Here is a 25844-nt window from a genome sequence, read left to right on the forward strand (position 1 = left end):
AAATACTCGGTGACAAGCTTTAGTTTAAATTCTTCACTATATTTGGCCATAAAAACACCCCCGAAAGTTAGATTTTCTACTCTAACTTTCGGGGGGCGGTACCAAAATGGGCTTTTTTTATTGGCATGAAAGTTGCAATAAAGTATATGAATGAAAAATATAAAGGGGGAAGAAAATATGTTAGCGCTTTATGGGTTTTTAATTATTGTCATTTTATTGTATTTAGTTTTGACGAAAAAAACGTCGATTCATTTTGCACTCGTAATCGTTCCTATTGTTTTTGCCATTATTGCTGGTTTTAACTTTGAGGAACTTGGGGAGTTTATGGGGAGTGGATTGGGCAACATGCTCAAACTGGAATTATGTTAACCTTTGCAACTCTTTTCTTTGGAATTATGTTTGATACAGGGATGTTTGATCCTTTAATCAAAGGAGTGCTCCGTTTTTCAGGTGGGGATCCAATAAAAATAGCCATTGGAACGGCAATCATTGCTATGGCTTCTCATTTAGATGGGTCAGGTTCTAGTACATTTTTAATTACGGTTGCGGCGATGTTACCGATTTATAAGGCAATTAAAATGAGTCCTTTAACTCTAGCGGTTATAGCGGCGCTAAGTGCTGGGACGATGAATATGGTACCTTGGGGTGGACCAACTATACGAGCGGCAACTGCGCTTGATGTTAGTGTAGTTGATTTATATTCGCCAATGTTACCTGTACAAATTACTGGCTTGATCTGTGTATTGATAGCAAGTTTTTGGCTTGGAAGGCAAGAACGAAAAAAGTTGGGGATAGTAAAAGAGCTTCCTAAAAATTTATTCAATCAAAAGGATGATCCTAGTAAAGAAAATCTAAAGCGTCCAAAGATGATCATTGTGAATCTATTGTTAACTATCTTAGTCATTATTGCTTTAGTCATGGAAATACTTCCACTAGCTATACCGTTTGTAGTTGGTGTCCCTTTAGCATTAATTCTAAATTATCGTGATGTGAAAATGCAGCAAGAACGTATTGAGTCTCATGCAAAAGCGACGATTTATACTGCCTCCGTCATTTTTTGTGCAGGTATATTTACAGGAATTCTATCGGGATCAGGGATGATTGGGGCGATGGCAGATACTTTATCGGCATCGGTGCCAAGTACAGCAGGTCAAGCCTTACCAATTCTTTTAGCATTCTTAGCCATGCCTTTGAGCCTTGTTTTTGATCCTGACTCGTTTTATTTTGGAGTGTTACCAGTATTAGCAGCTACTGCAGGAGAATTTGGAATTGATTCTGTTGTGATGGGGCGAGCAGCGATTATTGGACAAATGACAGTAGGGTTTCCTGTCAGCCCATTAACAGGGGCGACATTTTTACTCATTGGTCTAGCAGGTGTTGAACTCGGTGATCTTCAGAAAAAAGCGATTCCGCTTGCGTTCGGAATCTCAACAATCATGGCAATTGTTGCATTGATGTTGGGATTACTATCTTAATAGAAAGGAAGGAAAAAAAGATGTTAAAAATTGGGGTAGGTGCTGGGTTCTCAGGGGATCGTTTTGAGCCTGCTGAAATACTATTGAAATATGCTGAATTGGATTACATTGTTTTTGAATGTTTGGCAGATCGGACGATTGCCCTAGCGCAGCAAAGTAAATTAAAAGATAAAGATTTAGGATATGATCCATTATTAGAACAAAGAATCCGAAAAGTTTTACCCTTGCTTATTCAAAAAAAGGTACGGCTTATTACCAATATGGGAGCGGCTAATCCGTTTAAAGGAGGGGAAAAAATTTTAGAAATCGCCAAACAGCTTGGTATTCCTTGCAAAATTGCGGTAGTGTCAGGGGACGATGTATTGGATAAGCTTGATGAACATGATGCAACTTTGGAAACTAATAAACCCTTAATAAATTATAAACCTATTCTTTCTGCGAACACGTATTTAGGAATTGATGCATTATTACCAGCTCTTGATTCTGGTGCCAATATCATTATCACTGGAAGAATAGCTGATCCTTCGCTTTTCTTGGCACCTCAAGTTTACCATTACGGCTGGTCGCAGTCTGACTACAACAAACTTGGGCAAGGGACTGTTAGGGCATTTATTAGAGTGCGCTGGTCAAGTATGTGGTGGATATTTTGCTGATTCTAATCTTAAAAAAGTACCAAACTTGAAGCAATTAGGTTTTCCGTACGCTATCATTTCCCCAGTAGGAGAAGGGATCATTACCAAAGTACAGGATACAGGTGGTTTGATTGACCTTAGAACAGTAAAAGAGCAACTTTTATATGAGGTTCATAATCCCCGAGAGTATATTACACCTGATGTAGTGGCTGATTTTACGACGGTACAATTAGAGGAAATCAAAGAAAATCAAATTTTAGTTAAGGGTGGGAGTGGAAAGGAAAGACCTCATTCCTTGAAGGTTTCAGTCGGTTATCATGCTGGTTACTTAGGAGAAGGTGAAATTTCGTATGCAGGAACTGGTGCATTGGAACGAGCACAGCTTTCAAAAGAAATATTGTATGAACGACTTTCTCCTCATTTCGATCATTTACGAGTTGATATAATTGGTATATCATCGATTCATCGGAAACAGTTTAATGAATCAGAACCTTATGAGGTTAGAGTACGAGCCGCGGGACGGCATCGTCAAAAGATGTATGCGGAGCGGATTGGACATGAAGTTGAATCTCTTTATTTGAATGGCCCTGCAGCAGGTGGAGGAGCAAGAAAACATGTAACGGATTCTATTGGTATTATTTCAACTTTAATTGCAAGAAATAAAGTAAAATCAAAGGTAGAGTTTTTAGAGACGTGATAGATGATAATGATTAGTATGTTGAACATACTAACTTTGTTTTGGCTGTTATGCGTATTTTAAACAGTCCTGAATAGTTTAGATAATATGAGGAGTGATTCGGTGAAATTGTATGAGATCGCCCATAGTAGAGCGGGGGATAAAGGAAATATTGTAAATTTATCTTTAATCCCTTTTAAAGAAAAGGATTATGATTATTTATATCATAATGTGACAGCAGCAGTTGTTAAAGAACATTTAAAAGATATTGTAGAAGGAGAAGTAGTACGATATGAATTGGCAAATATAAGAGCTTTTAATTTTGTTTGCTATGATAGTTTGTTAGGTGGAGTGACGACCTCGTTGGCGTTAGATGCTCACGGAAAGTGCTTAAGTAGTGCGCTGTTGGAATTGGAAGTAGAAAAGTGAAAAGGAACCATACCTAAGTATGTATCTGTGAAGAGACTGGGACAAAAGTGTTTTTATCAAAAGGAAATCCGAACAATGGTTGTTGCATAATCCATTCCGGAAATATACTTCGCTTTCCGCGGGCGGCTGGTGAGCCTCCTCCTGCGCAATTAAAGGAAGGCCAACTAAAACCGGCCTTTGTGGCCAACGTCGGCATACCCCTTGCCGGGGCAGGGTCTCACCGATGCCTTTCCTGAGGCTGCTGAAAAAGTCCCCAAGGTTTGTGTACATGTGTTCCATCCGAATCCACTTCGCTTTCCGTGGGCAACGCCTCAACTAATTTCAAACGTTTTATTCAAAACTTTTGAAATGGATTTTCGGCTGTTGCTTTTCCCACAGGTCCACGTATATTCCCTCCACTTAGGTCGTATATTGTTCGTCTTTAGATTTGATCGTTTTAGTTATGTCCCAGTCTCTTTACGACTCTAACAACGTCATTCGAATCATCGTGATTGCTAATTTGGGATAGGTTGTGTAGTTAGGTGGAGGAAGGTTTTCCAAAACCCACAATATAGGGGGGGACAGCTTGAGCGTGAATATAAAGCCACTTATGTATAAAAATAGTTTTCAAGAGAGCCTAATGTGATTCTTAATCTTTCCACATCAAGTTTGTTTTGTGATATTTATAATGATAATAAAACGAAAATATTGAGGGTGAAGCTTATATGGACTCTTACAATCGGATACAAGTATAGGCTTTATGTATTCTATGAGTGTGGAAGATGAAAAAACGGATGAAGAAATCATATCTTCATAGGTAAGAAATCAAAAAAAGTAAGTAAATAAACTTTTTACGTTAATATATTTGTAAGATTAGATGATAATCCGGGGAGAAAACCTCGGATTTTTTGTGTTTTTAAGGTGCTGCGCTTGGGTTGGCGGCTATGTTAATGGCGGGACGTGGGGACTAAAGTGGATAAAATCGTGGCGTGGTGCGGACGCTATACGTGCAGATGTGTATTAAGCTGAGGATTACTTTTAAAATATGATGTTATGAAATGTTCGTTTAGTTATTGGAAAATTTAAATAAGTATTGACAATTGTATTTCTTACTGTTTATAATATGTTGCATAAGTGGTTGTTATATCCGCCCTTTATAATAAAAAGGTGGATTTATCCAAAGTGGGATCAATCCGCTTTTAAATTTGATTTCTATGTAAGCGGTATTAATGAAGGGGGGCTTTTAATGGTGTTATGTTGATTGAGCCGTTTGGTAGTGGGAATTGGTTATTGTAACTCACTTATTTGTACCATTTGTTTTTTGGTTTGATTGTTATTTTACATAATTCAATGAGGAGAGGATTTGTATTGAATACGAAAAGAATGTATCAGTTTTTTGTAATGGTATTAACTATTCCGTTATTGTTTATGAGTATAAGTTTTAGTTGGCAATCATCAAAAGTTTATGCAAAAAATGAAGAAAAGGATTTGAGTGAAGTGGCATTACATGGTAAGTCTATTCAGATTGATCCGTTATTTGGATATTATAAAGATCGTTCGGTTAAGAGTATTGTTGATGAAATTGAGTTAGCTGGTTATGAGTCTGTTCATTATTTCGTTGTAAATGAGAATCAAGTAGATGGTGAGCTGATTGATGAGTTCAGAAATCGTGGTATTGCGGTTTGGGCACTTGTGTTAGGGAATGGTACATATTCTACCGCGGCATATCCTGCTGAGTGGCCGGAGTGGGAGATGGAACTTGTGACACCACAAAATGATGGTTATACGAGGTTATCTCCACATAGCGAGAATTACCGTCAATGGAAAAAGGATGTTTTGGCTGATTTAGTGTTAAAGTATCCTTTTGATGGTATTGAAATTGCTGAACCTTATTTCCCGGAGTGGAATGGGTTTGATACTGGAAACTATGGAGATATTGGTCCAAACGCTCAAAAAGCATTTTTTGAGGAATACAATGAAAGTGAAATTCCAGATTTTACGGACGAAACGAAAAGTAATTATTACCTAAATGATCAGGAGTTGTATGATAAATGGATCCAGTTCCGTGTAGATGGGGTAAATAGCTTTTTGGATGAATTAATTAATGGTGAAAACGGGGTGAAAGATGTAAGACCCGACATTTTAGTTGCGACTTGGAGCTTGGCGATTGATGCTGGGGACGATTCTTTTGAAACGTTGAGAGAAAGGCAAGGTTTGGATGCGGCTGAGATGGTGGGTGCAGTTCAACCGGATATTCACTTTTTCCAAACACATTATCCAGATTGGATGAGACCGGATTTACCAACTGATTATATTAAACATTATCGTCCATTTGTTGAACAATTGAAAAATGTTCATCCGAATATGCCCCTTGGAGTGCAAGCAGATATTGGATCGATTCAAAATATGATTAAAAATCAGGAATGGGTGGATGCTTTTTCTGATACTGCGTTTGCAGAAGGGTTCCAAACGTGGACAGCATATGAGTATTTCATTGGTGGGCATATGTATGAATCGATTCCAACTCCGATGAAGGCGGTAAGGATCGATGATCATGAAGTGAATATTTCGTTTAATAAGCGTATTGATCCAAACAGTGTAACTGATGATGCGGTTACTTTCGTTGTTAATGGTGAGACAGTTCTGTTAGAGGATGTTCATTATGAGGTAGATGGAAGTATTTTAAAAATAACTAATATGAATCTTCCAGTTGAGACATTTGATGTTGTGTTTAATGGTATTTTGGATACGCCTGATTTATGGTTATTTGGCGGCTATGAAGCGAATGAAATTGTTGAAAATAGTTCGATTACTGTAGAAGGTGAGTAAGTACCTACTACAAAATATGTAGATTTTAATGAGGAAGTAAGTGTGAATGCTTCTGATACGGTTATCGTTACTGATCATGATGTTACTGTCGTAATGCCAAGTGATTTACCTGAGAATAGCACAGTTGTTGTTGAGCAACTAGAAAAGGAAGATTTAGCAGTATTATCTGACTATGAATTGGTTGGCAAAGGAATCTTCGTTCGTATTAATCAAGCCGAAGGCAAACATAACTTAGAGATTTCGATGCCATCACATGAAAATGCCGAAGAGTATATTCATTTGTATTATTATGATGAATCTTCACAAAAATGGGTACTTGCAGATAGTGTTAAAAAAGAATTTCTTGTCAAATTAAATGGTATAAGTAATACCGTATATGCTTTTCTTCAGAAAATAGTGCAAGAAGATGATGATGAATCATCAAAAGAAGATAATGAAAAAGAGGAAGGTTCACCAGAAGATGATGATGGTTCAACATCGGAAAAAGAAGATGATAATGAGGGGTCAACCGATGGCGATGGATCTGGACAGGTGATTATTGATCAAGAAGAGAAAGATAACAATGAAGAGTTAGAGGGAGATGAATTACCTAAGACGGCAACAAATACATTTAATTTGTTGTTTGTCGGCTTATTAGCAGTACTAAGTTCCGTTTTTTTCATGTTTATGTCTCGAAGAAAGCAAATCAATTAATTAAGTGATAGTTAATTATTATTTATAAATTTATCAAAGGGTTTTAATTTAATGGGTTGGAACAAATAAGGGTGGTGAAATTGAGATATAAAATATTTCATATTCATGATAATTACCTGCGTTTGTTCCACATTTTTTTCAAGAGTCATTTGCTAAGGATGGGAATGAAAATAATATTTAAACGGTAAAGAAATAGAAGAATTCTCTTTATATATTTCAGTTAATATTTGTCCTATAATCATTTAATGCCAAAGCTGTAATGGAAGGAACAAAAATAAAGGATACATTTAGTTTGACTCCTAGTATTATTCTAATAATCATATTGACAATATTAAGGAAAAGTTGTATTATTTTAATAAATGGAGGATATATTCGTTATTACATATAAAATGGAGGTTATGTTTATTTCGTTATTTCCTGCAACATTATTTAAAGGTGGTTAGCATTGTGAAAAATGATATTATTGCAAGTTTAAAAAATAAATTAATTGTTTCCTGTCAAGCTTATGAAGGTGATCCTTTGTTCGGAGGAGATACAATGGCAAAAATGGCTATTGCGGCTGAACAAGGTGGTGCTGGAGGGATTCGTACAAATGGTTTTGAGGACATTGTATCCATTAGGAAAGTAACAGATTTGCCGATTATTGGCATTATGAAAGAATATTATTCTGGATATGACGTTTATATTACTCCGACATATAAGGAGTTGGATGTTTTAGAAAAAACAGATGCGGACATAATTGCATTAGACTGCACAATGCGGGACCGCCCTGATCAAAGTAATGTAAGTGATCTTATAAAATATATTAAACATGATTTAGGTAAACTGGTAATGGCAGATGTTGCGACGCTTGAGGAAGGAATATTTGCTGCAGAAAATGGGGCAGATTTAATTGGAACTACATTGTCTGGTTACACAAATGACACAAAAGGAATCATGGAACCTGATTGGGATTTAATAAAGGATTTAGCTAATGTTATCGATGTGCCAATTATTGCGGAAGGAAGAATTAATACTGGTGAACAAGCAGCTAAAGCATTAAAGTTAGGAGCACATGCTGTATGTATCGGGACTGCGATTACACGACCAGAAGTTATTACAGAAAATATTGTTCGTAAGATGACTCAATAATAGGATGTAAATGAAAGGGGATACATAATGGTAAAGGTGGTATATGTTCCTTTAGATGAAAGACCATGTAATTATAAATATCCACAAATGTTAGCGGATATGACAGATATCGAATTAGCAGTACCAAATGTAACAGTTTTGGGCCAAAAGAAAACACCGGCGGATTTTGATAAGTTACGAGAATGGATTGTTTCTGAAGTCCGTACAGCCAATTATTTGTTAATTTCTATTGATTTATTAGTTTATGGTGGAATTGTACCTTCTAGATTACACCATTTATCAGTTGAAGAATGTAAACGACGAATGGAATTATTACAAGAAGTGAAATCAATTAACCCAAATATTAAGATATATGCGTTCAATTTAATTATGAGAGCCCCTGCATATAGTAGTAGCGAAGAAGAACCGGATTATTACGATGCATATGGGGAACAAATATTTTTATATGGTAGATATACAGATCGAATGGATAAGGGTGTTATAGAGAAAGAAGAAAAAGTTGAACTTCTGGAAATAGAGAAAATGATCCCGGAAGAGGTTTTACTAGACTTTTTAACTCGTAGAGAAGTAAATCATCAAATCAATGAATTATCAATTGACTATGTAGAAGATGAAGTTATTGATCATTTGGTTATTCCATTAGATGATAATGCGCCTTATGGGTATACATCACACGAGCAAAAGAGGTTAGTGGAAAAGGTTGAACAATTAAATTTGATGGACCAAGTGTATATTTATCCAGGTGCAGATGAGATTGGTTGTACTTTGTTTGCGAGGATTTTTACCGAAGTAAAAGACTATGTACCAGAAGTATATGTGCGTTATTCATCGACAAATGGCCCATTTATTACACCTAAATTTGAAGATCGAACATTAAATGAAAGTATTAAAGCCCAATTAACTTCAGTAAATGCATTTATGGCAGATAGTTCGACTGGTACTGACTGTGTTTTAATGGTCAATTCACCGGCAATCGGTGGCAAGAAAATGGCTGATGATACTCAAGAAAATAAACATTATACATACTACTCTGAAGTAAATCATCGTGAATTTATGCAGGCGATTAAAGGGTATTTAAGGAAAAATAAAACAATCGCGTTGGCAGATGTAGCAATTATTAATGGTGGTGACCATTATCTCTTGAAAGCGCTACATAAACAAGGATTGTTGCCGGAGATTACTGCATATGCTGGTTGGAATACTTCAGGTAACACATTAGGGACGGTAATTGCACATGTTATCATTTGCTCATATTACGAAAAAAATAATTTATCTGATTATGTCGCAGCTAGTCAACTATTTTATGTATATCGTCTAATTGAGGATTGGCTATTCCAGTCAATAATAAGAGAGAAAGTAACGGTTGGATCATTACCTTCAATAAATGCGTCATACTTTAAATTAATCCATGTGAAGGAATCAGTGATTGAAATTGTGGAAAGAGAATTAAAAAATCTAACATCTACTCTACTTTCCGATTTTTTAAGTTACGAAATTTCTGCAGTAGACTTACCTTGGGATCGAATGTTTGAGGTTGATTTTACTGTGGAAAAGAAACGATTACATTAAGCTTTATATTTTTTAGGGAGGTGAGGTAGACAACAAAATTAATTACTGTTGGGTGAATTGAATTTCGAAATAATATGGGGAGGGAAAATTAATAATGAAGCAAGCAAAGAAAATGTTTTTATTAATGTTTACATTGGTTCTAGTTAGTATTGTAATTGTAGGGTGCGGTTCAAATAATACAAATAATTCAAATAGTGATGGAAATAAGGATAAATCAGGCGATGAACAAGTAACAATTACTGTATGGGATTTCTATGGTTCGACAACACCTATTGAACCACTGATTCCAGCTTTCGAAGAAGAATTTCCAAATATTAAAGTCGATTTCCAATCACAACCGTGGGATAACTATTGGGAAAAGTTAGCTGCAGGTGCAACTGGTGGTACGTTGCCAGATGTTGCAACAACAGGTCCAATGTTTGCGCCTCAATATACGACTTATGGAATTTATACAGATGTGAATCCGTTATCAAACGGTGAAGTGAATGGCGAAAAACTCCAAGATGTATTTAGTGAAGGTATGCTTGAAGCGGCTACTATAGATGATAAATTATATGCAATTCCTTATGACTTTGATGCATATGCATTATTCTACCGAGCAGATTTACTGGAAGAAGAAGGTCTTAAGCCACCAACAAACTGGGATGAATTTATCGAAGTAGGACAGAAAATAACGAAGGATACAGATGGAGACGGTAAGTTTGATCAGTATGCATTTGCAGTAACTGCGGATTGGCCACGTTGGGAACCGTTTTTATATGGTAATGGTGGTAGTATTTTAAATGAAGATAATACAGAAGCGGTATTTAACAGTCCAGAAGCAGTTGAATCACTTCAGTTTTATGCAGATTTAGTAAATAAATATGAAATTGCAGAATATTGGTCAGCTGACGCTGGAAACTATGTACAAGGTTTACAAGACGGATCAATTGCAATGATAATGGATGGTCCATATGTTATGGGTCTATTAAAAGAAGGTGCACCAGAGTTAGAAGGGAAATGGGGAGTAGCTTCTCCAGTTGGAAATAAAGAGTTTGGTACACATATTGGCGGAACATATTTAAGTATTTTTGAATCATCCGAAAATAAAGAAGAGGCTTGGAAGTTTGTAGAATTCTTATCAAGAGAAGAAAACCAAGTTGCTTTATATCATACTTCGGGTGCAGCGCCAGCATATTTACCTGCTGTAGAACATGATGAGGTTGCGGTTGAAGATCCATACTTTAGTAATCAAAAGCCATTAACAGTATTTAAGGATGCTGTTGATAGTGGAAAGCCTAACCCGATTGTTGCTGAGTGGGGAGAAATTGCTGAGATTTTGAATTTAGCAATTGAAAGGGCTATCATTCAAGATGCTACACCACAAGAGGCATTAGATGAGGCGGCGGAACAAGTAAATGAAATTTTAGCGAATAATTAATTATTATTTTGTTAAATAACATTTGATATTATCAAAGTAACTATATTTCGACTATATATGATTATTTTGATGAGTTCCTAAAGGATTTTATATGATGTCCTTTAGGAACTTGGATTATATAGGAAAGGGGAAAAGTATGAATAAGCAAGGAGTTTTAAAGCGAGCCAGAAAAGGCATTGCTGGCTATCTGTTTATCTTATTTCCACTAGCTTTATTATTAACTTTTAACATTATTCCGATGTTGTTTGGATTTGGAATGAGTTTTACGGAATGGAATGGAATTCAACCGGCAAAGTTTATTGGACTAGATAATTATAAGAAGATTTTCACAAACGATAGTGTTTTTAATACAGCATTTTTAAATACGATTAAATTTTCTATTACGAGTGTAGTTGGTGGTATTACAATCGCTTTTATATTGGCGATTTTAATTGATCGAATTACTAGGTTTCAAGCTTTTTTTAGAGTCAGTTATTTTTTACCGGTAGTTACACCGATGGTTGTTGTAGCACTTATTTGGACATTAATTTATCAAGATAAAGGGTTACTAAACTATATTTTAAGTATCGTTGGACTGGATTCTGTAGGTTGGTTGACAGATAGGAAAATTGCGATGTACTCAGTTGTTGTCACTAGTATTTGGCAAGGAATGGGTTTTTCTATGATTATATTTTTAGCTGCATTGCAAGGAATTCCGAATCATTTATATGAAGCTGCGAAAATGGATGGTGCAAATTTCTTCCAACAAGTGAGACACGTAACGATTCCAGGGTTGAAAAACACGTTCGCCTTCCTAGCTGTTTATGGTACAATTGGTGGTTTCCAAGTGTTTGATCAAATTTACGTTATGACTGGCGGGGGGCCTGTGAATTCTACACAAACAATTGTATATTGGATATACTCAAACTTTAAACAACTTAACTTAGGTTATTCATCTGCATTGTCGTACGTATTCTTTATGATCTTATTAATTATTTCAATTATTCAATTGAAAATTTTCCAGAAAAATAATTACTAAATGAGGAGGGAGAAAAACAAATGAAGAAAAAATCAAACATCTTACATGGTTTTATTTATCTGGCTTTAAGTCTAGGGTTAATTTTGAATTTTGCTCCTTTAGCTTGGATGGTTTCTACATCTTTAAAGAAGCCGAATGAGATTTTTCGAATGCCACCACAGTTGATCCCGGAAACATTTCAGTTCTCGAATTATTTGAAAGTGTTTGAATTAGTAGCTTTTGAAAAATTTTATATTAATAGTATTATTGTTACAGTGTTAGTTACCGTTATTACGGTTATTATTACATCTATGGCTGGTTTTGCGTTTGCAAAAATTGATTTTCCAGGGAGAAATTTCTTCTTTTTCTTGTTTTTATCTTCATTGATGATTCCTTTTCACGTTATTATGGTACCATTATATCGAATTGTTGTGTCATTTGGTTGGGTGGATACGTATGCAGGGTTAATTTTACCGCAAATATCAACTGCATTTGGAATCTTTTTAATGAGGCAATTTATGTATTCTGTACCAGATAGTATATTGGAGGCTGCTAAGATAGATGGTAGTTCTACCTTTCATACATTCCGGAAGATAGTTATACCAATTCAAAAGCCTGCATTAGCAACGGTGGCAATCTTTACATTTAATAGTTCTTGGAATAATTTACTGTGGCCATTACTCGTTACAAATAGTGAAAATATGAGAACTTTGCCGGTTGGTTTAGCATTATTTAAATCTGTACGTAATATTGATTGGGCATCTGTTATGGCTGCTTCTGTCATGACATTAGTACCTGTTATTATATTTTTTATTTTTATGCAAAAACAATTTATTCGTGGTTTAACTGGGGGGGCAGTTAAAGAATAAATAACTAATCATAAATTTAATGGAATAGGGATTGGTATAATATGTATTCGATAGGTATCGATATCGGTGGAACTGAAATTAAGTCAGGTGTCATCAAGCAAAATGGTGAGATTGTAAAGAGATTAAAAAGACCGACTTCAATTAAATTGGGGAGGGATGGTATACTTACTTCTATTCAACATATCGTTAAAGAATTATGTACGACATACCCGGAAATGCAAGCAATTGGAATTGGTTCTGCTGGGCGAATAGATGTGGAGTCGGGAAAAGTTATTTATGCAACAGGTAATTTACCGGGCTGGACTGGTGTACAAATAAAAAAAATATTGGAAGCGGAAGTTGGGCTTCCTGTATATGTGAACAATGATGTAAATGTTGCGGCAATAGGTGAGGCACGGTTTGGTGTCGGTCGTGGTGTTGATGAATTTTTATTACTGACAATTGGAACTGGAATCGGTGGGGCTTATTTGTTTCATGGAGATACGATTCAAGGAGTCAATGGAAGCTTTGCTGAAGTTGGTCATATGATTTTATATCCTAATGGTCATACGTGTAATTGTGGTCAACATGGTTGTGTTGAACAGTACATTTCTGGAACAGCATTAAATCGACGCATCATGGAAGTTGCACCAGAATGGACTAGTTATGATTTAATGAATGAATATACCCAATCAAATGAAAAGGCAATTCAAATTATGGAAACTTATTTATTTGATTTAAGTACTACAATCGTTACGTTACAAAATCTATTCGACCCGGAAATGGTTGTTATTGGTGGTGGTTTTGGTACTACTTCTCATTTATGGATAGATAAATTAAGGGAAATAATTGCTAATCATACAAATCAGTCAATCGACTTAAAACAAGCAATTTTAGGGAATGATGCAGGTATAATTGGTGCCGCATCAATGGCTTTTTCACAGTAAAGATTAAATAGGAATTCAATGTTGTGTAAAACAAAAAAACGGTTGGAAAAATAATCGCTAATAGTTATAATGAAGTAAAACTCCAATATTAAGATAATGCTTTTTGCTTAAAATGATGATATATCATTTGGAGTAAAAGGAAGGGGTGTAGAAACGAATGAAAAATGATACCTTGTTGCTAATTCGTACACATATTCAATCTATGACAAAGTCTGAACAGTTGGTTGCAGAGTATGTATTGAGTCATGCAAAAGAGGTGATTTACAGTTCGGTTACAGATGTATCGGAAAAGGTCAAAGTAGGTGAAACAACGGTTATTCGATTTTGCCGTAAACTAGGTTATCGTGGATTTCAGGATTTTAAATTATCTTTAGCTCAGGATATGGTAATGATTGAGGAGTCTACTAATGAAGAGGTTGAAAATGATGATACATTTGATGTACTGTCATCGAAAATTATTCGATCATACAATGGTATTTTAAATGAGACGCAAAAACTTGTGCAACCGGAACTTTATGAGAAGGCTGTGGAATATCTTAATAAAGCCGAGAACATTTATTGTTTCGGTGTTGGTTCTTCAGGAATTATCGCCCAACTTGCGGTGAATTCATTTGTGCGAATCGGGAAGAACTGTGTATGGCAAACAGATCCACATTTTCAGGCAATGCTTGCAGTGACGATGACAGAAAAAGATGTGGCAATTGGAATTTCGGTTTCAGGAAGTTCGAAAGATACCGTTAATAATATGAAGTTGGCAAAAGATTCTGGGGCAAGGATTATTTGTATTACTCAAAATGCACGTTCTCCAATCACACAGCTAGCCGACATTGAATTACTTATGTCTTCCCGAGAAAGTCCATTACAGGGTAGTGCACTTTCTTCAAAAATATCACAAATTGCAGTGATTGAAATTTTACATGCCGGTTTGGCAATTAGACAAGGAGAAAAGGCACAAGAATATCGTGTGAAAACTGCACGAGCAGTAACAGATCGGTTAATTTAATTTCGATAAAAGATATGTTGCATGTTTAAATAATGATTTTGGAAAAGGATGTGTATCGTGCAGGGGACACAGAAGTATGCTCGTTTCATATACTCAATTCTTGAATGGATATTGAACTTAAGTATTATTAATTTAATGTGGTTGCTTATGAATATACCGCTTATATATTTCATTGTATATACGTTATATATGTCCACTAATCCATTTGTAGTCGTTATGCCCGCCTTATTAACTGTCTTATTTTTTTTTCCGGCTACAACTGCACTTTATTCAAGTATTAGAGAATGTTTGATTCATAAGGAATCTAGGGCTAGTATGAAAGGATATTTAAGATTTTACATAAAAGGGTATAAACGTAGTTTGTTAATAGGGCTTATTGTTGTACCATTTTGGGTAGCATTCTTGTTTAACATGTATTTATCATTTACATATCATTATGTTGTGATTGGTATCTGTATCTTTTTTATTAGTTTATTGTTCTTTGTTTATACAAATAATCTATTTATTGTGGAATCACATTATGTTTATCGTTTAAAAGAACTTTTTATACATACATTATTAATTACATTTGGTAATGTTAAGTTATTTATATCTATTATATTAAGTGCTATATTTGTTGTTAGTGTAAGTGCATTAATGTCTAAAACGATTTTTACTTTATTTTTTGTGTTTTTTTCTACTTCATTATTTGCTTTATTTTCTTTTTCATTGTTTTATTCAACTTATACGAAAATAGTACCTACAAAGAAGGAGGAATAAATAGAATGGTGTGCGGATAGATGATTTTCAAAATAATCATCGTTACTTAATATAATATGCGTTCATTTTAAAACGCTTATTAGTGGATAGCCCCCAGTAATAAGTGTTTTTATGTTGAAAAGACTTTGAAATATAAAGCCAGGTTAAGTTCGAGGAATTCCCGCAATTTTTGTGCTTATTTGGAGTACTAAGCTTTGGCGGACGGCTCTGTTGGTCGCGGATTGTTTCGACTTGGATAGATTAAAACGTGGTTGGGGAGTGTGTTTGTGCTGATGGGTATCGAAATGAGGGTATCTTTTTTTAATAAAAGTTATTATGCATAAAATGTTTACATTACGTTTAATGTTATTTAATGGTAATGTTTGGATGAGAGGTAAGGTAATGGATAGGTTACACTTAATTAGACAGATTCGTTAAGGTCATATACACTTGATTCAACAGAAAACGGAGGAGAATCAATGATGACTAAAAGAATGCTGGAAGGTGTAGTCGAATTATCACCTGATGGGATTGGTTTTAATGGACAAGGTGATAAGTCGATTCAAGCGTATAATTTTAGAGTTTGCTTAACTCAAGAGGAAAAGAATAAAATACCTTTTCCTAAGCCTCCTCAGTATGACGCAGATCGTTATCTGCTTTTGTTACGGTATATTCAAGCTGGTTTTTGGGATGCATTGAATCTTCAGACAATGATGCCAAATGGAAAATCGGACTTAAATAACTATGGCGGTTTTTCTTCAGATAATATCGGGAAGAATTATGAATGGCCTGATGATAGTTATGAGAAACGGGAAGAAATTTTCCAAGATCATGTTACTTATAATATAGGAATGTTATATTTTCTAGCCAATGATAGTAGGGTGCCACAAGATATCAGAGATGAGGTTTCATCATGGGGGTTACCAAAAGATGAATTTATTGAAATAGGTCATTGGCCACATCAACTGTATATAAGGGAAGCAAGAAGGATGATCTCTGATTATGTTATGACAGATCATAATTGTCTTGGATATTCAGCTGTTGATGATTCTATTGGACTCGCTTCCTATCAGATGGATTCACACCATTGTAGAAGAGTAGTTTTGGATGGTAGATGTGTAAATGAAGGGGATGTGCAAATTCCTATTTCGCTATACCCGATTTCCTATCGTGCGATTCGCCCTAAGGAAGAAGAATGTACAAACTTATTAGTTCCCGTTTGTCTATCAAGTTCACATATTGCTTATGGATCGATTCGAATGGAGCCAGTCTTTATGATTTTAGGACAATCAGCCGGGGTTGCTGCTTACTTAGCAATAAAAAATGGTGTTAACGTACAGCAGATTCCGTATGCTAAGTTAAAGGCAGCCCTTTTATATGAAGGGCAGGTTGTAGAATGGGATCCATCGGTTGAGTATGATCCAGTGAAGGAAATGGAGAAGACATTTGGAAAAGAAACGAAGAAGAGGTAAGTGTGCCATCTTATGCCTCATGTAGGGGATAGGTTAGTGAACACAGAATTTTAGTATTGTTAACTTGATGGTAACGGACTTTAGATAAACACCAGCATTCGTAGTTTGGATGCTGGTGTTTCTATGAGGAAAAAGATTCATTTTAAGGTACAAAGAAAAGATAGTATCTATTCTGGAGTTTGGCATTGATGAAACGTTTATTTCCTTTCCAAATTTATTATTTTACTAACACCTAAAACTGCAGATGCTGTGGATAAGACGATTGATGTTACTCGTCATTCAATCCTAAATAGATGTAACAAATAAGTAGCAATTATTTAAAAACATAAAAGAAGGGAAAAACGTTATTTTAATAGAATTCTTCATTAGCGTCGCATAAATATTAAAGGAATATTCTGTCTATATTCTTGAATGCAAAATAAAAAAAGTTAAAATACCCAGGTAAAGGTAGTGAACTTCCATTTTTTTAGAATAGCTAATGGCAAGTGCAACAGGTATTTAAAAATCCTTAAGGAACGCCTTCCCCTTTGATTTTCCGCAACCAAATATAAGCAGGTTTCCAAAGGGATGCCTTCAAATAACGACTAATTTGTAGATAAGTCCAGTTACTATTAATATTCAGTTGAGCGAGTACATTCAAGTAATATACAATCATCGCAATATAGACTTGGTTGTGAACGGCTTGCTCACTATAACCGTAGAATTTTTTAATACTTAAATGTTGCTTCATCCATTTGAAAAACAACTCGATAGCCCATCTCGATTTGTAGATTTCGGCAATGTCGTCCGAACTTAAATCAAAACGATTGGTAAGTAGGGTTTACTGAATAAAAAGAAATCCCCTCTACATCGATAGTTTGTAACCGTTTTTCTCGATATAAAGTGCAAGGCTTTTGACTGGTTATCAAAAAACCTTTGCATATGCAATGAACTACTCTAGTTGTCTGGAGCGAAAGTGACTGACTCCAGCGGGAAAAGCGCGAGTCTGAAGACCCCGCAGGAAGTGGTTTTCTTCCGAGGCGGGTTAAGTTCGCGACGTCCATGTCGCAACACCCGCACTAGCACGTCCTGAGCGTCGGAGGCTGAAGCCGTGCCCGCTAAAAAGCTTGTCACATTTCGCGGAAGACAACGGTAAGATGAAACGCAATTTAGTTGTTCAGCAGACCCTAAGTAATGTGAGTTCATTACCTTTTGTATCAAATAGCGTTAATTTGTGAAGATGTTTTCCGAACGTTTTTACGTGGTTCCAATGACAACCATTTCATCTGATAATACGTTAGATTCTGCTTGTAATGGAAAAGTTTCAAGAACACGTAACAACAGCATTTTTTCGAAGGCGTGAGACAAAGAAATACCCTTCATCCGTCATACGATCGAACCGTTCATAATCCAAATATCCACGATCAAAAACGTACACTAGCGGTAGTTATGAATGATATATATTGTATGGTACAATGTACTTTAATCGTTTATCGCTGTGTTTAAACGGTTTTTTACTAGTTTAGGTATTTTCCTTCTATGCATTAGATAGCCTACGACGATCCAAACGATGTAAAGTAGGATAACGATTGGATAGTCTAGCACAGCTAACAAGATAAAGATAGTATTTAATAGTACACCCAAAACAATGGCGAAACGGAGAATACCTTTTTTTATTCTATATGGTGCATTTTCGTAAGCTTCTTTTTCTTTTTGTGGAAGCTTCCATAAAGCGATACCAAGTATGACGGTATTTAATAACAAACCAACGATTGTAATCGTTGCAAAAAAATCGACACTGAACCCTGTATAGATACCAATACAAGATGTAATAACTAGAATAGTAATTGGAAAAAATGGTGTATTGTTCATTTCCTTTCTCATTACTTTTTTATTGAAAATACCTTCTTTTGCAAGGGCTTTGAAATCACCAGGTATAGTCATAAAAACCGCATTAATCGTTGTAACCGTTGCAAATAATGCCCCTATACTAATGAAGAAAACAAGTTGTGGATGGAGAAATATACGTGCTGCTTCGGCAACAGAAGCTCCTGATGTACTCAATTGCTCCCATGGAACGACTCCAATCGCTACGAAGGCAACAAGAGCATATATACAAACAATAATACCTAAACTAATAAATGTTGCTTTTGGAATATTTCTTTTTGGATTTTCTATGTTTCCACCAATTTCTGATATGATACCATACCCAACATAGGAATAAACCGCTAATGCACTTCCCATTAAGAAGCTTCCCAGACCATTTGGAATCAATGGTGTTAGGTTTTGAGGCTCAATATGGAATAAACCAGGTATGGCGAAAATAAACAATGCTAATAGTATCCATATTGTCATTAAGATTTGAGCCATTTCGGCTGATTTAAGTCCTAACAAATTAATGCCATATAATATTAATATAATGATTAACGCTGCAAACTTTACAGGTAATGTTGGAATAAAAAAATGTAAGTATTCTGCAAATCCAATTGCAAGCATAACGGTTGCTCCAATGCCTCCCAAGATTAATGAAATAGTAGCAATATACCCGATCGTAGGATTAAGTAATCGTTTTGAATAATGATATGTTCCACCTGTTGCTGGCATAGCCGATCCAAGTTGAGCGTAAAAAATGGAACCGAATAAAGCAGGTAAAAAAGCAACCAAGTAAGCTAGAAATAGAGACGGTCCTGTTTGACCAGCGATTGGACCGAGCAAGATAAAAATAGATGCCCCAACAACTGTTCCGACTATAATAGCAATGGCACCAATTAAACTAATTTTTTTAGATGGCTGTTCCATTTAGAATCCTCCTCGTATTGTATCAATTCCATGTTTCATTTAATCTATCATAGTAACGAAGTTGTTCTTCACCTAATCTATGTTTTGCAATGCGCTCGGAAGGGGTAGTTGGTAAGGTCTTGCGTATCTCCCAATAACGAGGAACCTTAAAAGAAGCTAGGTTATCCTCACAATGATTTATTATTTTTTTGATTACTTCGGTATGATTTTCACTTGTTTCTTTAAGAACGATATAGGCTTTAATTTCTTCCCCTCTTATCTCGTCTTCTACTGGTGTGCACGCTGATATTTCAACTTTTTCATAGAGCATGATAACTTCTTCTACCTCAGCGGCAGCAATATTTTCACCACTTCTACGAATCATATCTTTAATCCTTCCTACATAAAATACAACACCTTCTTCATTCATATAAGCTAAATCACCAGTGTGAAACCAACCATTTTTCAATACTGCTTTTGTTGCTTCAGGATTTTTATAATATCCATCCATCATTCCTTTACCTCGAAACACAAGTTCACCCGTTTCTCCACGCTCTAAGAGTTCTCCATCTTCATTCATAATGCGTACTTCTCGATCTATAGCACCACGACCAATTGCATTCGTTCCTACGTATTGTTTATGCTCCTCTCTTCTCATGGAAATATCGTATCCTGATTCTGTCATTCCAAACACTTCATACCATGGTACTCCCCAACGTTTTTCTATTTGATGGTGAATATGTGGCGGAATGGCAGAACATCCAATAAAACGAACGCGGTGATTTTTTTCATCTTGTGTAATAGGCATTTTTAATAACAATACAGGCATATTTCCTAAGACGTAAAAAAAAGTGATATCATATTCCTGAACCTTTTTCCAAAATACAGAGGGACTGAAGCGATCTAAGATGACTAAAGTTGCCCCATTTAAAAGAACTGCCATTGTATTCCACTGCGGATCCATATAGTAAAATGGTTGTGAGGTTAAGGAAATATCGTTCTCATTGATACCAATTAATGATCTATTTGCAATTTTTTCAGCAATATTAATCCAATAAAATTGAGATAGCATACATCCTTTTGGTTTTCCGGTCGTTCCAGAAGTATATTGAATATTCATTAATCTTTCGGAATAAACATGTTGTTGTAGTGGGTATTTGTTCTCTATTTCTTGTTGTAAATCCTTTAAAAATCCATCCGCTTTTTGATGGGCTTGATCTGTTGTAATGATTGTAAATTCGTGTGAATTTTTGATTCGGATCATATCGAGCATTTCAACTTTTTCTGCTGTAGTGATAACAACTTTACTTTCCGAGTGGTGAATAATATAACTCGCATCAAAAGTTTGGTAACGATAATTCAAAGGGACGGTAACAGCACCAATTAAACCAGAAGCTAGCCAAGTAAAGGGAAATTCGGGGACGTTTTGTAACATAATTGCTACTTTATCACCGGTATTAATCCCAAGTTTTGTTAAAATGCTGGCCATGTGTTCGGCATTCTTTTTTACCTCGTGAAAAGAAAAAGATTCTTCTGTTTCATCAAATAGGAGAGCTGTTTTATTGCCCCACTTTTCTGCAGCACGAATAATAAGATGGTGTACATTTTTAATTTCAGTGTGCTTTAATTCACTACCCATTTTATATCTCCTTTCCATTAACTTAATAGTTTAGAAAGTGTGGTAATTTCATGTTTAAGACTGTGATCAAGCGAAGCATTCATACCGTTATTTAATAATTGCTTTACTTCATTTAAAGCAAATAAAGACTTTTTAGAAAGTATGTCGATTTTTTTGTTAACGCTTTCAAAAAGATGATCATCATTAAATACTTCGTTTATTAAAGATAATTCTTTCGCTTTCTGAGCAGTTATTTTTTCGCTGAAAAAGATGAATTCTTTTGATTTAGTTAATCCTATTGCCCTTGGAAGAAAATAAGAAGTTCCTTGGGTGATGGATAATCCGACTTCTAATTCTGGAAATCCGAATATAGCCTGATCTGAAGCATATAATAAATCACAATTTAAAGCTATTTCAAAACCTGCACCTAACGCATATCCATGAAGTGCAGCAACTACTGGCGCAGGATAGTTCGTAATAATGGATGTAATTTCTTGGAGCTTCCCTAACTTATTCATGGCATCCTCTTCATTTGCAAAAGAGATAGATGAGTTTACATCATGTCCTGTACAAAAGCTAGTCCCTTCCCCTTTTAATAGTAAGACCTTAGGGTTTTTTTCTTTTACATGCAACAATGTAGCATGCAGTTCCTCAATCATTTGTTCAGATAAAGCATTTAGTTTTTCAGGACGATTAAATATGATTGTATAATTAGTTAACGACTCCTTTAACTTTATTGTTTCATACATATTCGTACTCTCCCTCCTATAGCTCCATTAATTTTTGAGCATTTTCATAAAATAATTTATTTAGAACCTCCTTTTTTAAGCCGATTCTTTCCCAACTTTTTATCGCCCTTTCAGCTGTCATGACTGGCCAGTCTGTTCCAAATAATATTTGGTCAGAAAGTAAATTATTCATTAAAGTAAACAATGTATCCCACCCAGAACCGGATAGCCCTATATATTTTGGATCAAGTCCTCCAAATTCAATGAATACATTTGTATGTCTTCTTGCAACCGCTGTCATTTCTGCTATCCAAGGCCATCCTCCATGGCAAGCGATGAGTTTAAGGGTAGGAAAATCAACCGCAATTTGATCAAGAAATAAAGGGTTATTTTTAATAATTGAACTCTTTAGAGAAAAATGAACGCCTGTATGAAACGACATGATGAGACCCAGCTTTTCGGCAGTTGCATAAAGCGGGTATAGCCTGCGATCTAGAGGATCTACATCAAAAAAAATAGGTTGTAAGTTAATACCCTTTAAACCAAAGTTGTGAATCTCTTCAGCCTGTTTGATGAGGGAAAGAGGGATCAACCTTTGTAAATTTACTGTACCAAACCCTCTTAATTGATTTGGATATTGCATTACTAATGTAGCGACATTTTTATTTAATTCATCCGCATCTTCGCCGAATTCATATTCAGCATGAACGACAGCTAGGTCAATATTATTTTCATTTAAATTATTTATTAGCTGTTTCGTCGATGTTGGTCCCTTAGTATATACATCTAACACTTCATTATATTTCCCGTAAAAACTAGCCATTTCTTGCTCGGAAACTTGTCGATAGTCGTTAGGTAATCTAACTCGCATGTCAATCATCTCATTCACCCCCTTTCATAGAATGATTTTGCACCATATGTAAACCTAGTTCAGCATATTGTTCGGCTATTTCCTTTAATGAAAATGTTCCGTTATCCCGATACCAATGAGCAACTCCTGTACAAAGACTAATTAAAGAAAAGGATGTTATTTTTAAGTTAGGAAAAGAAAAAATACCTTCTTTTAAACCAGCTTCCAGAATATGACTCCAAATAGTTTCATATTTTTTTCGTAACTCCTTTATTTTTTCTTTGCCAGAACCTTCTAAAGATCGATATTCAGTATCTACAACAAGTGCTGCTAATCTTTCATTTCCATGGCTTTGAACATGGTATTTAATTAAACTTTTCAATTTGGTTGTATGACATGTCGCCTGATCTATTGCTATATGAGCTCCATCAATTAGTTGAAGCAAATATCTCTCCATAATAAATTCCAATAAATCTTTTTTACTATCCATATAATGATAGAGGGAGGCAGAAGTTATATTTACTGACTTAGCAATATCTCGGATGCTTGTTGCAGCATACCCTTTTTCAGAAAATAATTTTATCGTTGATTCAATAATTGCTTGCTCTACTTGATTCATCATGTCACCTTTTCCTCATAAAACTTAGCAATTCTACTCTTTATTTTTTGCCAATTAAATTCATCATCCAATATTTCAGGTAAAATCCACCTACCGTTCCAACCATTAGTTAAGTTACAATACACGAATAGTAAGATTTCTTCAATGTGTTATGTTCGGGTTTATCCTTGAAATTAGCATTGATGAAATGGACTCAATTTATCGAATTTGTTAGTAAATATTCTACCGATCGATTGATAGGCTGTCAATAGTAAATGTGAAAGATTACAAATAAGCCTAGTAAATTTAGAGATGAAAATGGGAGAATAAATAAAGGTATGCGAAAACATTTTACGAATTCGCATACCTTAGCATTATATTTTTTAGTAGAAAGTTAAGCTTTTGATACCTATATTAATTAGCAATTCTATTTACCTTTATTTTAAGTTATTCATTAAGATTATTAACCTTATCTTAAGAAATCAATATTATACAGCGCTTTCATTCGTATTATAATTAAATGTAAAAGATAAAAATACGATACTAAAATAGACAATCGAATAATGATTAACAGCCGTAGCAAAGTATTAAATATAATGAATGAATAAATGGTATATCTATAATCGTCCTATTCGTTTATACTTTACAAAAAGAAATTCCGTCATTACCGAATGAATGTAACCTTCTACTAATTTGCGAAAGGAATATGGGCAACATGACACTCAGAAATAAAATATTCATTATTTATACGATCCTTATTATCGTTCCACTTTTAGCGATAAGTTTTGCCGTTCATTATATTTTTTCAACGTCTAAAATTCATGACACAACCGTCAATACAGAAAATTCAATTAAACAATTTAATAATAGTTTAGACCTTATAGTAGAGGATGCGGCTAGATCCACTTTATCTCTTCTATACAATCGTGAATTGATTGATATATTAAAAGAATATGATGAAAATACGTTTATTACATATAAAAATCATCAGCATACGACTGCTTTTTCCCTATTTTTATCTGGGATTCTTTATGATAAAAAACAGATCCATGGGATCCATGTGTTTGCAAATAATGGGCAGATTTTTAGTCATATGAATAATTACAGTCTTACGAACCGTATTTATCTTCCAAATGAAGAATGGTATGTAACAGCGAAGGAAAAAAGGGGTTCTTGGATTATTCATCCTGAAGAATTACCTGTTTATTATAGCCGAAATAATCAGAAAATGATTAGCATTGTTCGGCTTTTAAGAGACCCTGAAGATAAGAAAGAAATTGGTGTGATGAAAGTAGATTTTTCACCAGAATATATCACTCAATTAACAGATCAATTAATTAGCGATGATTGGAAAATTGCCAGCGATGGCATGCAGCTTATTAAGAAGAAAAATAGTCGGTTATTAGAAAAATGTACGACGAATCAAAGCTGGATAACAGATGAAGAAACGAATGAGGATTATCTCTGTATAACAAATACTTCAAGTAAAACGAATATTCAAGTTAGTAATGTCATTCCAAAACAATATATTTATAAAGAAATAATTGAATTTGATCGATTATTATTTATTCTTATTTTTATTTTTTTAATCGTTTCTTTAATGTTATCTTTTTACACATCGAACCATTTATTAAAGCCACTTGAAATGTTAAAAAATCAAATTAAAGGGATGCAAAATAATCCATATAATGAGATTCAATTAAAGTATGAAGGGGAAGTGGCGATATTATCTGGTGCTTACAATAATTTATTAGCAGAAATTAAAGATTTAGTGGAAGAAATCTATGAGTTAAATACTAGAAATGCAGAATCCGAGTACAAAGCATTACAGTCTAGAATGGATCCGCATTTTATTTTTAACACATTGGAATCGATTAATATGACAGCTGTGAAAAGGAGACAGTTCGACATATCCGATATGATTACAGAACTAGGGAAATTAATTAGATACCGTCTGAAAAATGACGAACAATTAGTAAGTTTGCAGGATGAACTGGCATTTTGCTTTACTTACCTTTCTATTATGAAACAGCGGATGATGGAAAATTTAATGATTCATCAAGAAATTGATGAACGTATTTTGCAGAAAAAAGTACCGAAATATATGATTCAACCTTTAATAGAAAACGCACTGATTCATGGAAAAGATGATCATACGCTAAAAATAATGATAAAAGTGAAGCGAAAAAAAGATTTCATTCGAATAAGTGTGGAAGATAACGGGGTTGGAATAAGTCCAGAGAAGCTTCAATGTATCGATAAACGGATGAATGACAAAGCAAAGGTAGCATATAGTTCAAGCAATAAAGGTGCTGGAATTGCACTTGAAAATATCTACAAACGATTAAAACTTATTTATGGGGAAAAAGCTTCATTAATAATAGATTCTAACCTACATGAAGGAACAAAAATGACAATAATAATTCCGACTAATAAGGGTGATTTCATTGATTAA

Annotated in this window: 23 protein-coding genes and 1 pseudogene; 17 read left to right on the top strand and 7 right to left on the bottom strand. The window is 34.8% G+C overall.

Annotated features, from left to right (window positions below; genetic code table 11):
- Positions 1 to 177 precede the first annotated feature (177 nt).
- The 16 genes from DFR56_RS23340 (at position 178) to DFR56_RS00070 (ending at position 16838) form a co-directional block, all read left to right on the top strand.
- Positions 178 to 369 (top strand): hypothetical protein, encoded by a 192-nt coding sequence (locus tag DFR56_RS23340; RefSeq protein WP_244916380.1) that lies wholly within the window; start codon positions 178 to 180, stop codon positions 367 to 369.
- A complete protein-coding gene (locus tag DFR56_RS00005; protein ID WP_244916381.1) occupies positions 363 to 1475 on the top strand; it encodes a CitMHS family transporter in 1113 nt (370 codons plus the stop codon). Before DFR56_RS23340 ends, DFR56_RS00005 begins: the two co-directional genes overlap by 7 nt.
- A gap of 20 nt (positions 1476 to 1495) precedes the next feature.
- Positions 1496 to 2128: an acyclic terpene utilization AtuA family protein gene (locus DFR56_RS23630; RefSeq protein WP_280523425.1), complete on the top strand. Its 633-nt coding sequence runs from the start codon at positions 1496 to 1498 to the stop codon at positions 2126 to 2128.
- Positions 2061 to 2804, top strand: coding sequence for an acyclic terpene utilization AtuA family protein (locus DFR56_RS23635; RefSeq protein ID WP_280523426.1), 744 nt, complete (start codon positions 2061 to 2063; stop codon positions 2802 to 2804). The genes DFR56_RS23630 and DFR56_RS23635 overlap by 68 nt, the downstream gene beginning before the upstream one ends.
- Positions 2805 to 2891: 87 nt before the next feature.
- Positions 2892 to 3212, top strand: coding sequence for an AtuA-related protein (locus DFR56_RS00015; protein WP_110393384.1), 321 nt, complete (start codon positions 2892 to 2894; stop codon positions 3210 to 3212).
- Between the two features lie 1347 nt (positions 3213 to 4559).
- Entirely contained in the window at positions 4560 to 6020 is a 1461-nt protein-coding gene (locus tag DFR56_RS00020) for a poly-beta-1,6-N-acetyl-D-glucosamine N-deacetylase PgaB (protein WP_244916382.1), read from the top strand.
- Between the two features lie 42 nt (positions 6021 to 6062).
- On the top strand, positions 6063 to 6713 hold the full coding sequence (locus DFR56_RS00025) for an LPXTG cell wall anchor domain-containing protein (RefSeq protein ID WP_110393385.1): 651 nt from the start codon (positions 6063 to 6065) through the stop codon (positions 6711 to 6713).
- A gap of 447 nt (positions 6714 to 7160) precedes the next feature.
- Positions 7161 to 7844: an N-acetylmannosamine-6-phosphate 2-epimerase gene (locus DFR56_RS00030; RefSeq protein ID WP_244916383.1), complete on the top strand. Its 684-nt coding sequence runs from the start codon at positions 7161 to 7163 to the stop codon at positions 7842 to 7844.
- A 27-nt stretch (positions 7845 to 7871) separates the two neighbouring features.
- The gene (locus DFR56_RS00035; protein ID WP_110393386.1) at positions 7872 to 9413 is read left to right on the top strand and encodes a DUF4127 family protein; all 1542 of its coding nucleotides are present in this window, start codon (positions 7872 to 7874) and stop codon (positions 9411 to 9413) included.
- Positions 9414 to 9507: 94 nt separating this feature from the next.
- Positions 9508 to 10833, top strand: coding sequence for an extracellular solute-binding protein (locus DFR56_RS00040; RefSeq protein WP_110393387.1), 1326 nt, complete (start codon positions 9508 to 9510; stop codon positions 10831 to 10833).
- Between the two features lie 136 nt (positions 10834 to 10969).
- Positions 10970 to 11851: a carbohydrate ABC transporter permease gene (locus tag DFR56_RS00045; RefSeq protein WP_158525433.1), complete on the top strand. Its 882-nt coding sequence runs from the start codon at positions 10970 to 10972 to the stop codon at positions 11849 to 11851.
- 20 nt (positions 11852 to 11871) lie between these two features.
- Complete coding sequence (locus DFR56_RS00050; RefSeq protein ID WP_110393389.1) at positions 11872 to 12699, top strand: carbohydrate ABC transporter permease; 828 nt, start codon at positions 11872 to 11874, stop codon at positions 12697 to 12699.
- Between the two features lie 41 nt (positions 12700 to 12740).
- A complete protein-coding gene (locus DFR56_RS00055) occupies positions 12741 to 13625 on the top strand; it encodes an ROK family protein (protein ID WP_110393390.1) in 885 nt (294 codons plus the stop codon).
- 157 nt (positions 13626 to 13782) lie between these two features.
- Positions 13783 to 14628 carry a MurR/RpiR family transcriptional regulator gene (locus DFR56_RS00060; protein WP_110393391.1) on the top strand — a complete coding sequence of 282 codons (846 nt, stop codon included), beginning with the start codon at positions 13783 to 13785 and terminating at the stop codon, positions 14626 to 14628.
- A gap of 48 nt (positions 14629 to 14676) precedes the next feature.
- Positions 14677 to 15387, top strand: a complete 711-nt coding sequence (locus DFR56_RS00065) for a DUF624 domain-containing protein (protein WP_110393392.1) — start codon at positions 14677 to 14679, stop codon at positions 15385 to 15387.
- Between the two features lie 458 nt (positions 15388 to 15845).
- Positions 15846 to 16838, top strand: coding sequence for an FAD-dependent oxidoreductase (locus DFR56_RS00070; protein WP_110393393.1), 993 nt, complete (start codon positions 15846 to 15848; stop codon positions 16836 to 16838).
- Between the two features lie 508 nt (positions 16839 to 17346).
- Here the strand turns inward: DFR56_RS00070 and DFR56_RS00075 are convergent.
- The 7 genes and pseudogenes from DFR56_RS00075 to DFR56_RS00105 all read right to left on the bottom strand — a co-directional run.
- Positions 17347 to 17658, bottom strand: a pseudogene (locus tag DFR56_RS00075) (transposase); the annotation flags it as partial.
- A gap of 483 nt (positions 17659 to 18141) precedes the next feature.
- Complete coding sequence (locus DFR56_RS23885) at positions 18142 to 18255, bottom strand: transposase (RefSeq protein ID WP_417715096.1); 114 nt, start codon at positions 18253 to 18255, stop codon at positions 18142 to 18144.
- 44 nt (positions 18256 to 18299) lie between these two features.
- A complete protein-coding gene (locus tag DFR56_RS00085) occupies positions 18300 to 19616 on the bottom strand; it encodes an APC family permease (protein WP_110393394.1) in 1317 nt (438 codons plus the stop codon).
- Positions 19617 to 19638: 22 nt separating this feature from the next.
- The gene (locus tag DFR56_RS00090) at positions 19639 to 21234 is read right to left on the bottom strand and encodes an AMP-binding protein (RefSeq protein WP_110393395.1); all 1596 of its coding nucleotides are present in this window, start codon (positions 21232 to 21234) and stop codon (positions 19639 to 19641) included.
- 17 nt (positions 21235 to 21251) lie between these two features.
- A complete protein-coding gene (locus tag DFR56_RS00095) occupies positions 21252 to 21962 on the bottom strand; it encodes an enoyl-CoA hydratase/isomerase family protein (RefSeq protein WP_110393396.1) in 711 nt (236 codons plus the stop codon).
- Positions 21963 to 21978: 16 nt separating this feature from the next.
- Positions 21979 to 22821, bottom strand: coding sequence for an amidohydrolase family protein (locus DFR56_RS00100; RefSeq protein ID WP_110393397.1), 843 nt, complete (start codon positions 22819 to 22821; stop codon positions 21979 to 21981).
- A 1-nt stretch (position 22822) separates the two neighbouring features.
- A complete protein-coding gene (locus DFR56_RS00105) occupies positions 22823 to 23413 on the bottom strand; it encodes a TetR/AcrR family transcriptional regulator (RefSeq protein ID WP_110393398.1) in 591 nt (196 codons plus the stop codon).
- 691 nt (positions 23414 to 24104) lie between these two features.
- On the opposite strand from DFR56_RS00105, the gene DFR56_RS00110 reads away from it, so the two are divergent.
- Positions 24105 to 25844 (top strand): cache domain-containing sensor histidine kinase, encoded by a 1740-nt coding sequence (locus DFR56_RS00110; RefSeq protein ID WP_158525436.1) that lies wholly within the window; start codon positions 24105 to 24107, stop codon positions 25842 to 25844.

Origin of the sequence: Pseudogracilibacillus auburnensis (assembly GCF_003201975.1) — a bacterium.
Classification (GTDB): Bacteria; Bacillota; Bacilli; order Bacillales; family Amphibacillaceae; genus Pseudogracilibacillus; species Pseudogracilibacillus auburnensis.

Excerpts from the sequence above, each read along its gene's own strand:
- DFR56_RS23340 (WP_244916380.1), top strand. The coding sequence starts at position 178 with ATGTTAGCGCTTTATGGGTTTTTAATTATTGTCATTTTATTGTATTTA.
- DFR56_RS00005 (WP_244916381.1), top strand. The coding sequence starts at position 363 with ATGTTAACCTTTGCAACTCTTTTCTTTGGAATTATGTTTGATACAGGG.
- DFR56_RS23630 (WP_280523425.1), top strand. The coding sequence starts at position 1,496 with ATGTTAAAAATTGGGGTAGGTGCTGGGTTCTCAGGGGATCGTTTTGAG.
- DFR56_RS00015 (WP_110393384.1), top strand. The coding sequence starts at position 2,892 with ATGAGGAGTGATTCGGTGAAATTGTATGAGATCGCCCATAGTAGAGCG.
- DFR56_RS00035 (WP_110393386.1), top strand. The coding sequence starts at position 7,872 with ATGGTAAAGGTGGTATATGTTCCTTTAGATGAAAGACCATGTAATTAT.
- DFR56_RS00040 (WP_110393387.1), top strand. The coding sequence starts at position 9,508 with ATGAAGCAAGCAAAGAAAATGTTTTTATTAATGTTTACATTGGTTCTA.
- DFR56_RS00045 (WP_158525433.1), top strand. The coding sequence starts at position 10,970 with ATGAATAAGCAAGGAGTTTTAAAGCGAGCCAGAAAAGGCATTGCTGGC.
- DFR56_RS00050 (WP_110393389.1), top strand. The coding sequence starts at position 11,872 with ATGAAGAAAAAATCAAACATCTTACATGGTTTTATTTATCTGGCTTTA.
- DFR56_RS00055 (WP_110393390.1), top strand. The coding sequence starts at position 12,741 with ATGTATTCGATAGGTATCGATATCGGTGGAACTGAAATTAAGTCAGGT.
- DFR56_RS00060 (WP_110393391.1), top strand. The coding sequence starts at position 13,783 with ATGAAAAATGATACCTTGTTGCTAATTCGTACACATATTCAATCTATG.
- DFR56_RS00065 (WP_110393392.1), top strand. The coding sequence starts at position 14,677 with ATGTGTATCGTGCAGGGGACACAGAAGTATGCTCGTTTCATATACTCA.
- DFR56_RS00070 (WP_110393393.1), top strand. The coding sequence starts at position 15,846 with ATGATGACTAAAAGAATGCTGGAAGGTGTAGTCGAATTATCACCTGAT.
- DFR56_RS00085 (WP_110393394.1), bottom strand. The coding sequence starts at position 19,616 with ATGGAACAGCCATCTAAAAAAATTAGTTTAATTGGTGCCATTGCTATT.
- DFR56_RS00090 (WP_110393395.1), bottom strand. The coding sequence starts at position 21,234 with ATGGGTAGTGAATTAAAGCACACTGAAATTAAAAATGTACACCATCTT.
- DFR56_RS00095 (WP_110393396.1), bottom strand. The coding sequence starts at position 21,962 with ATGTATGAAACAATAAAGTTAAAGGAGTCGTTAACTAATTATACAATC.
- DFR56_RS00100 (WP_110393397.1), bottom strand. The coding sequence starts at position 22,821 with ATGATTGACATGCGAGTTAGATTACCTAACGACTATCGACAAGTTTCC.
- DFR56_RS00105 (WP_110393398.1), bottom strand. The coding sequence starts at position 23,413 with ATGATGAATCAAGTAGAGCAAGCAATTATTGAATCAACGATAAAATTA.
- DFR56_RS00110 (WP_158525436.1), top strand. The coding sequence starts at position 24,105 with ATGACACTCAGAAATAAAATATTCATTATTTATACGATCCTTATTATC.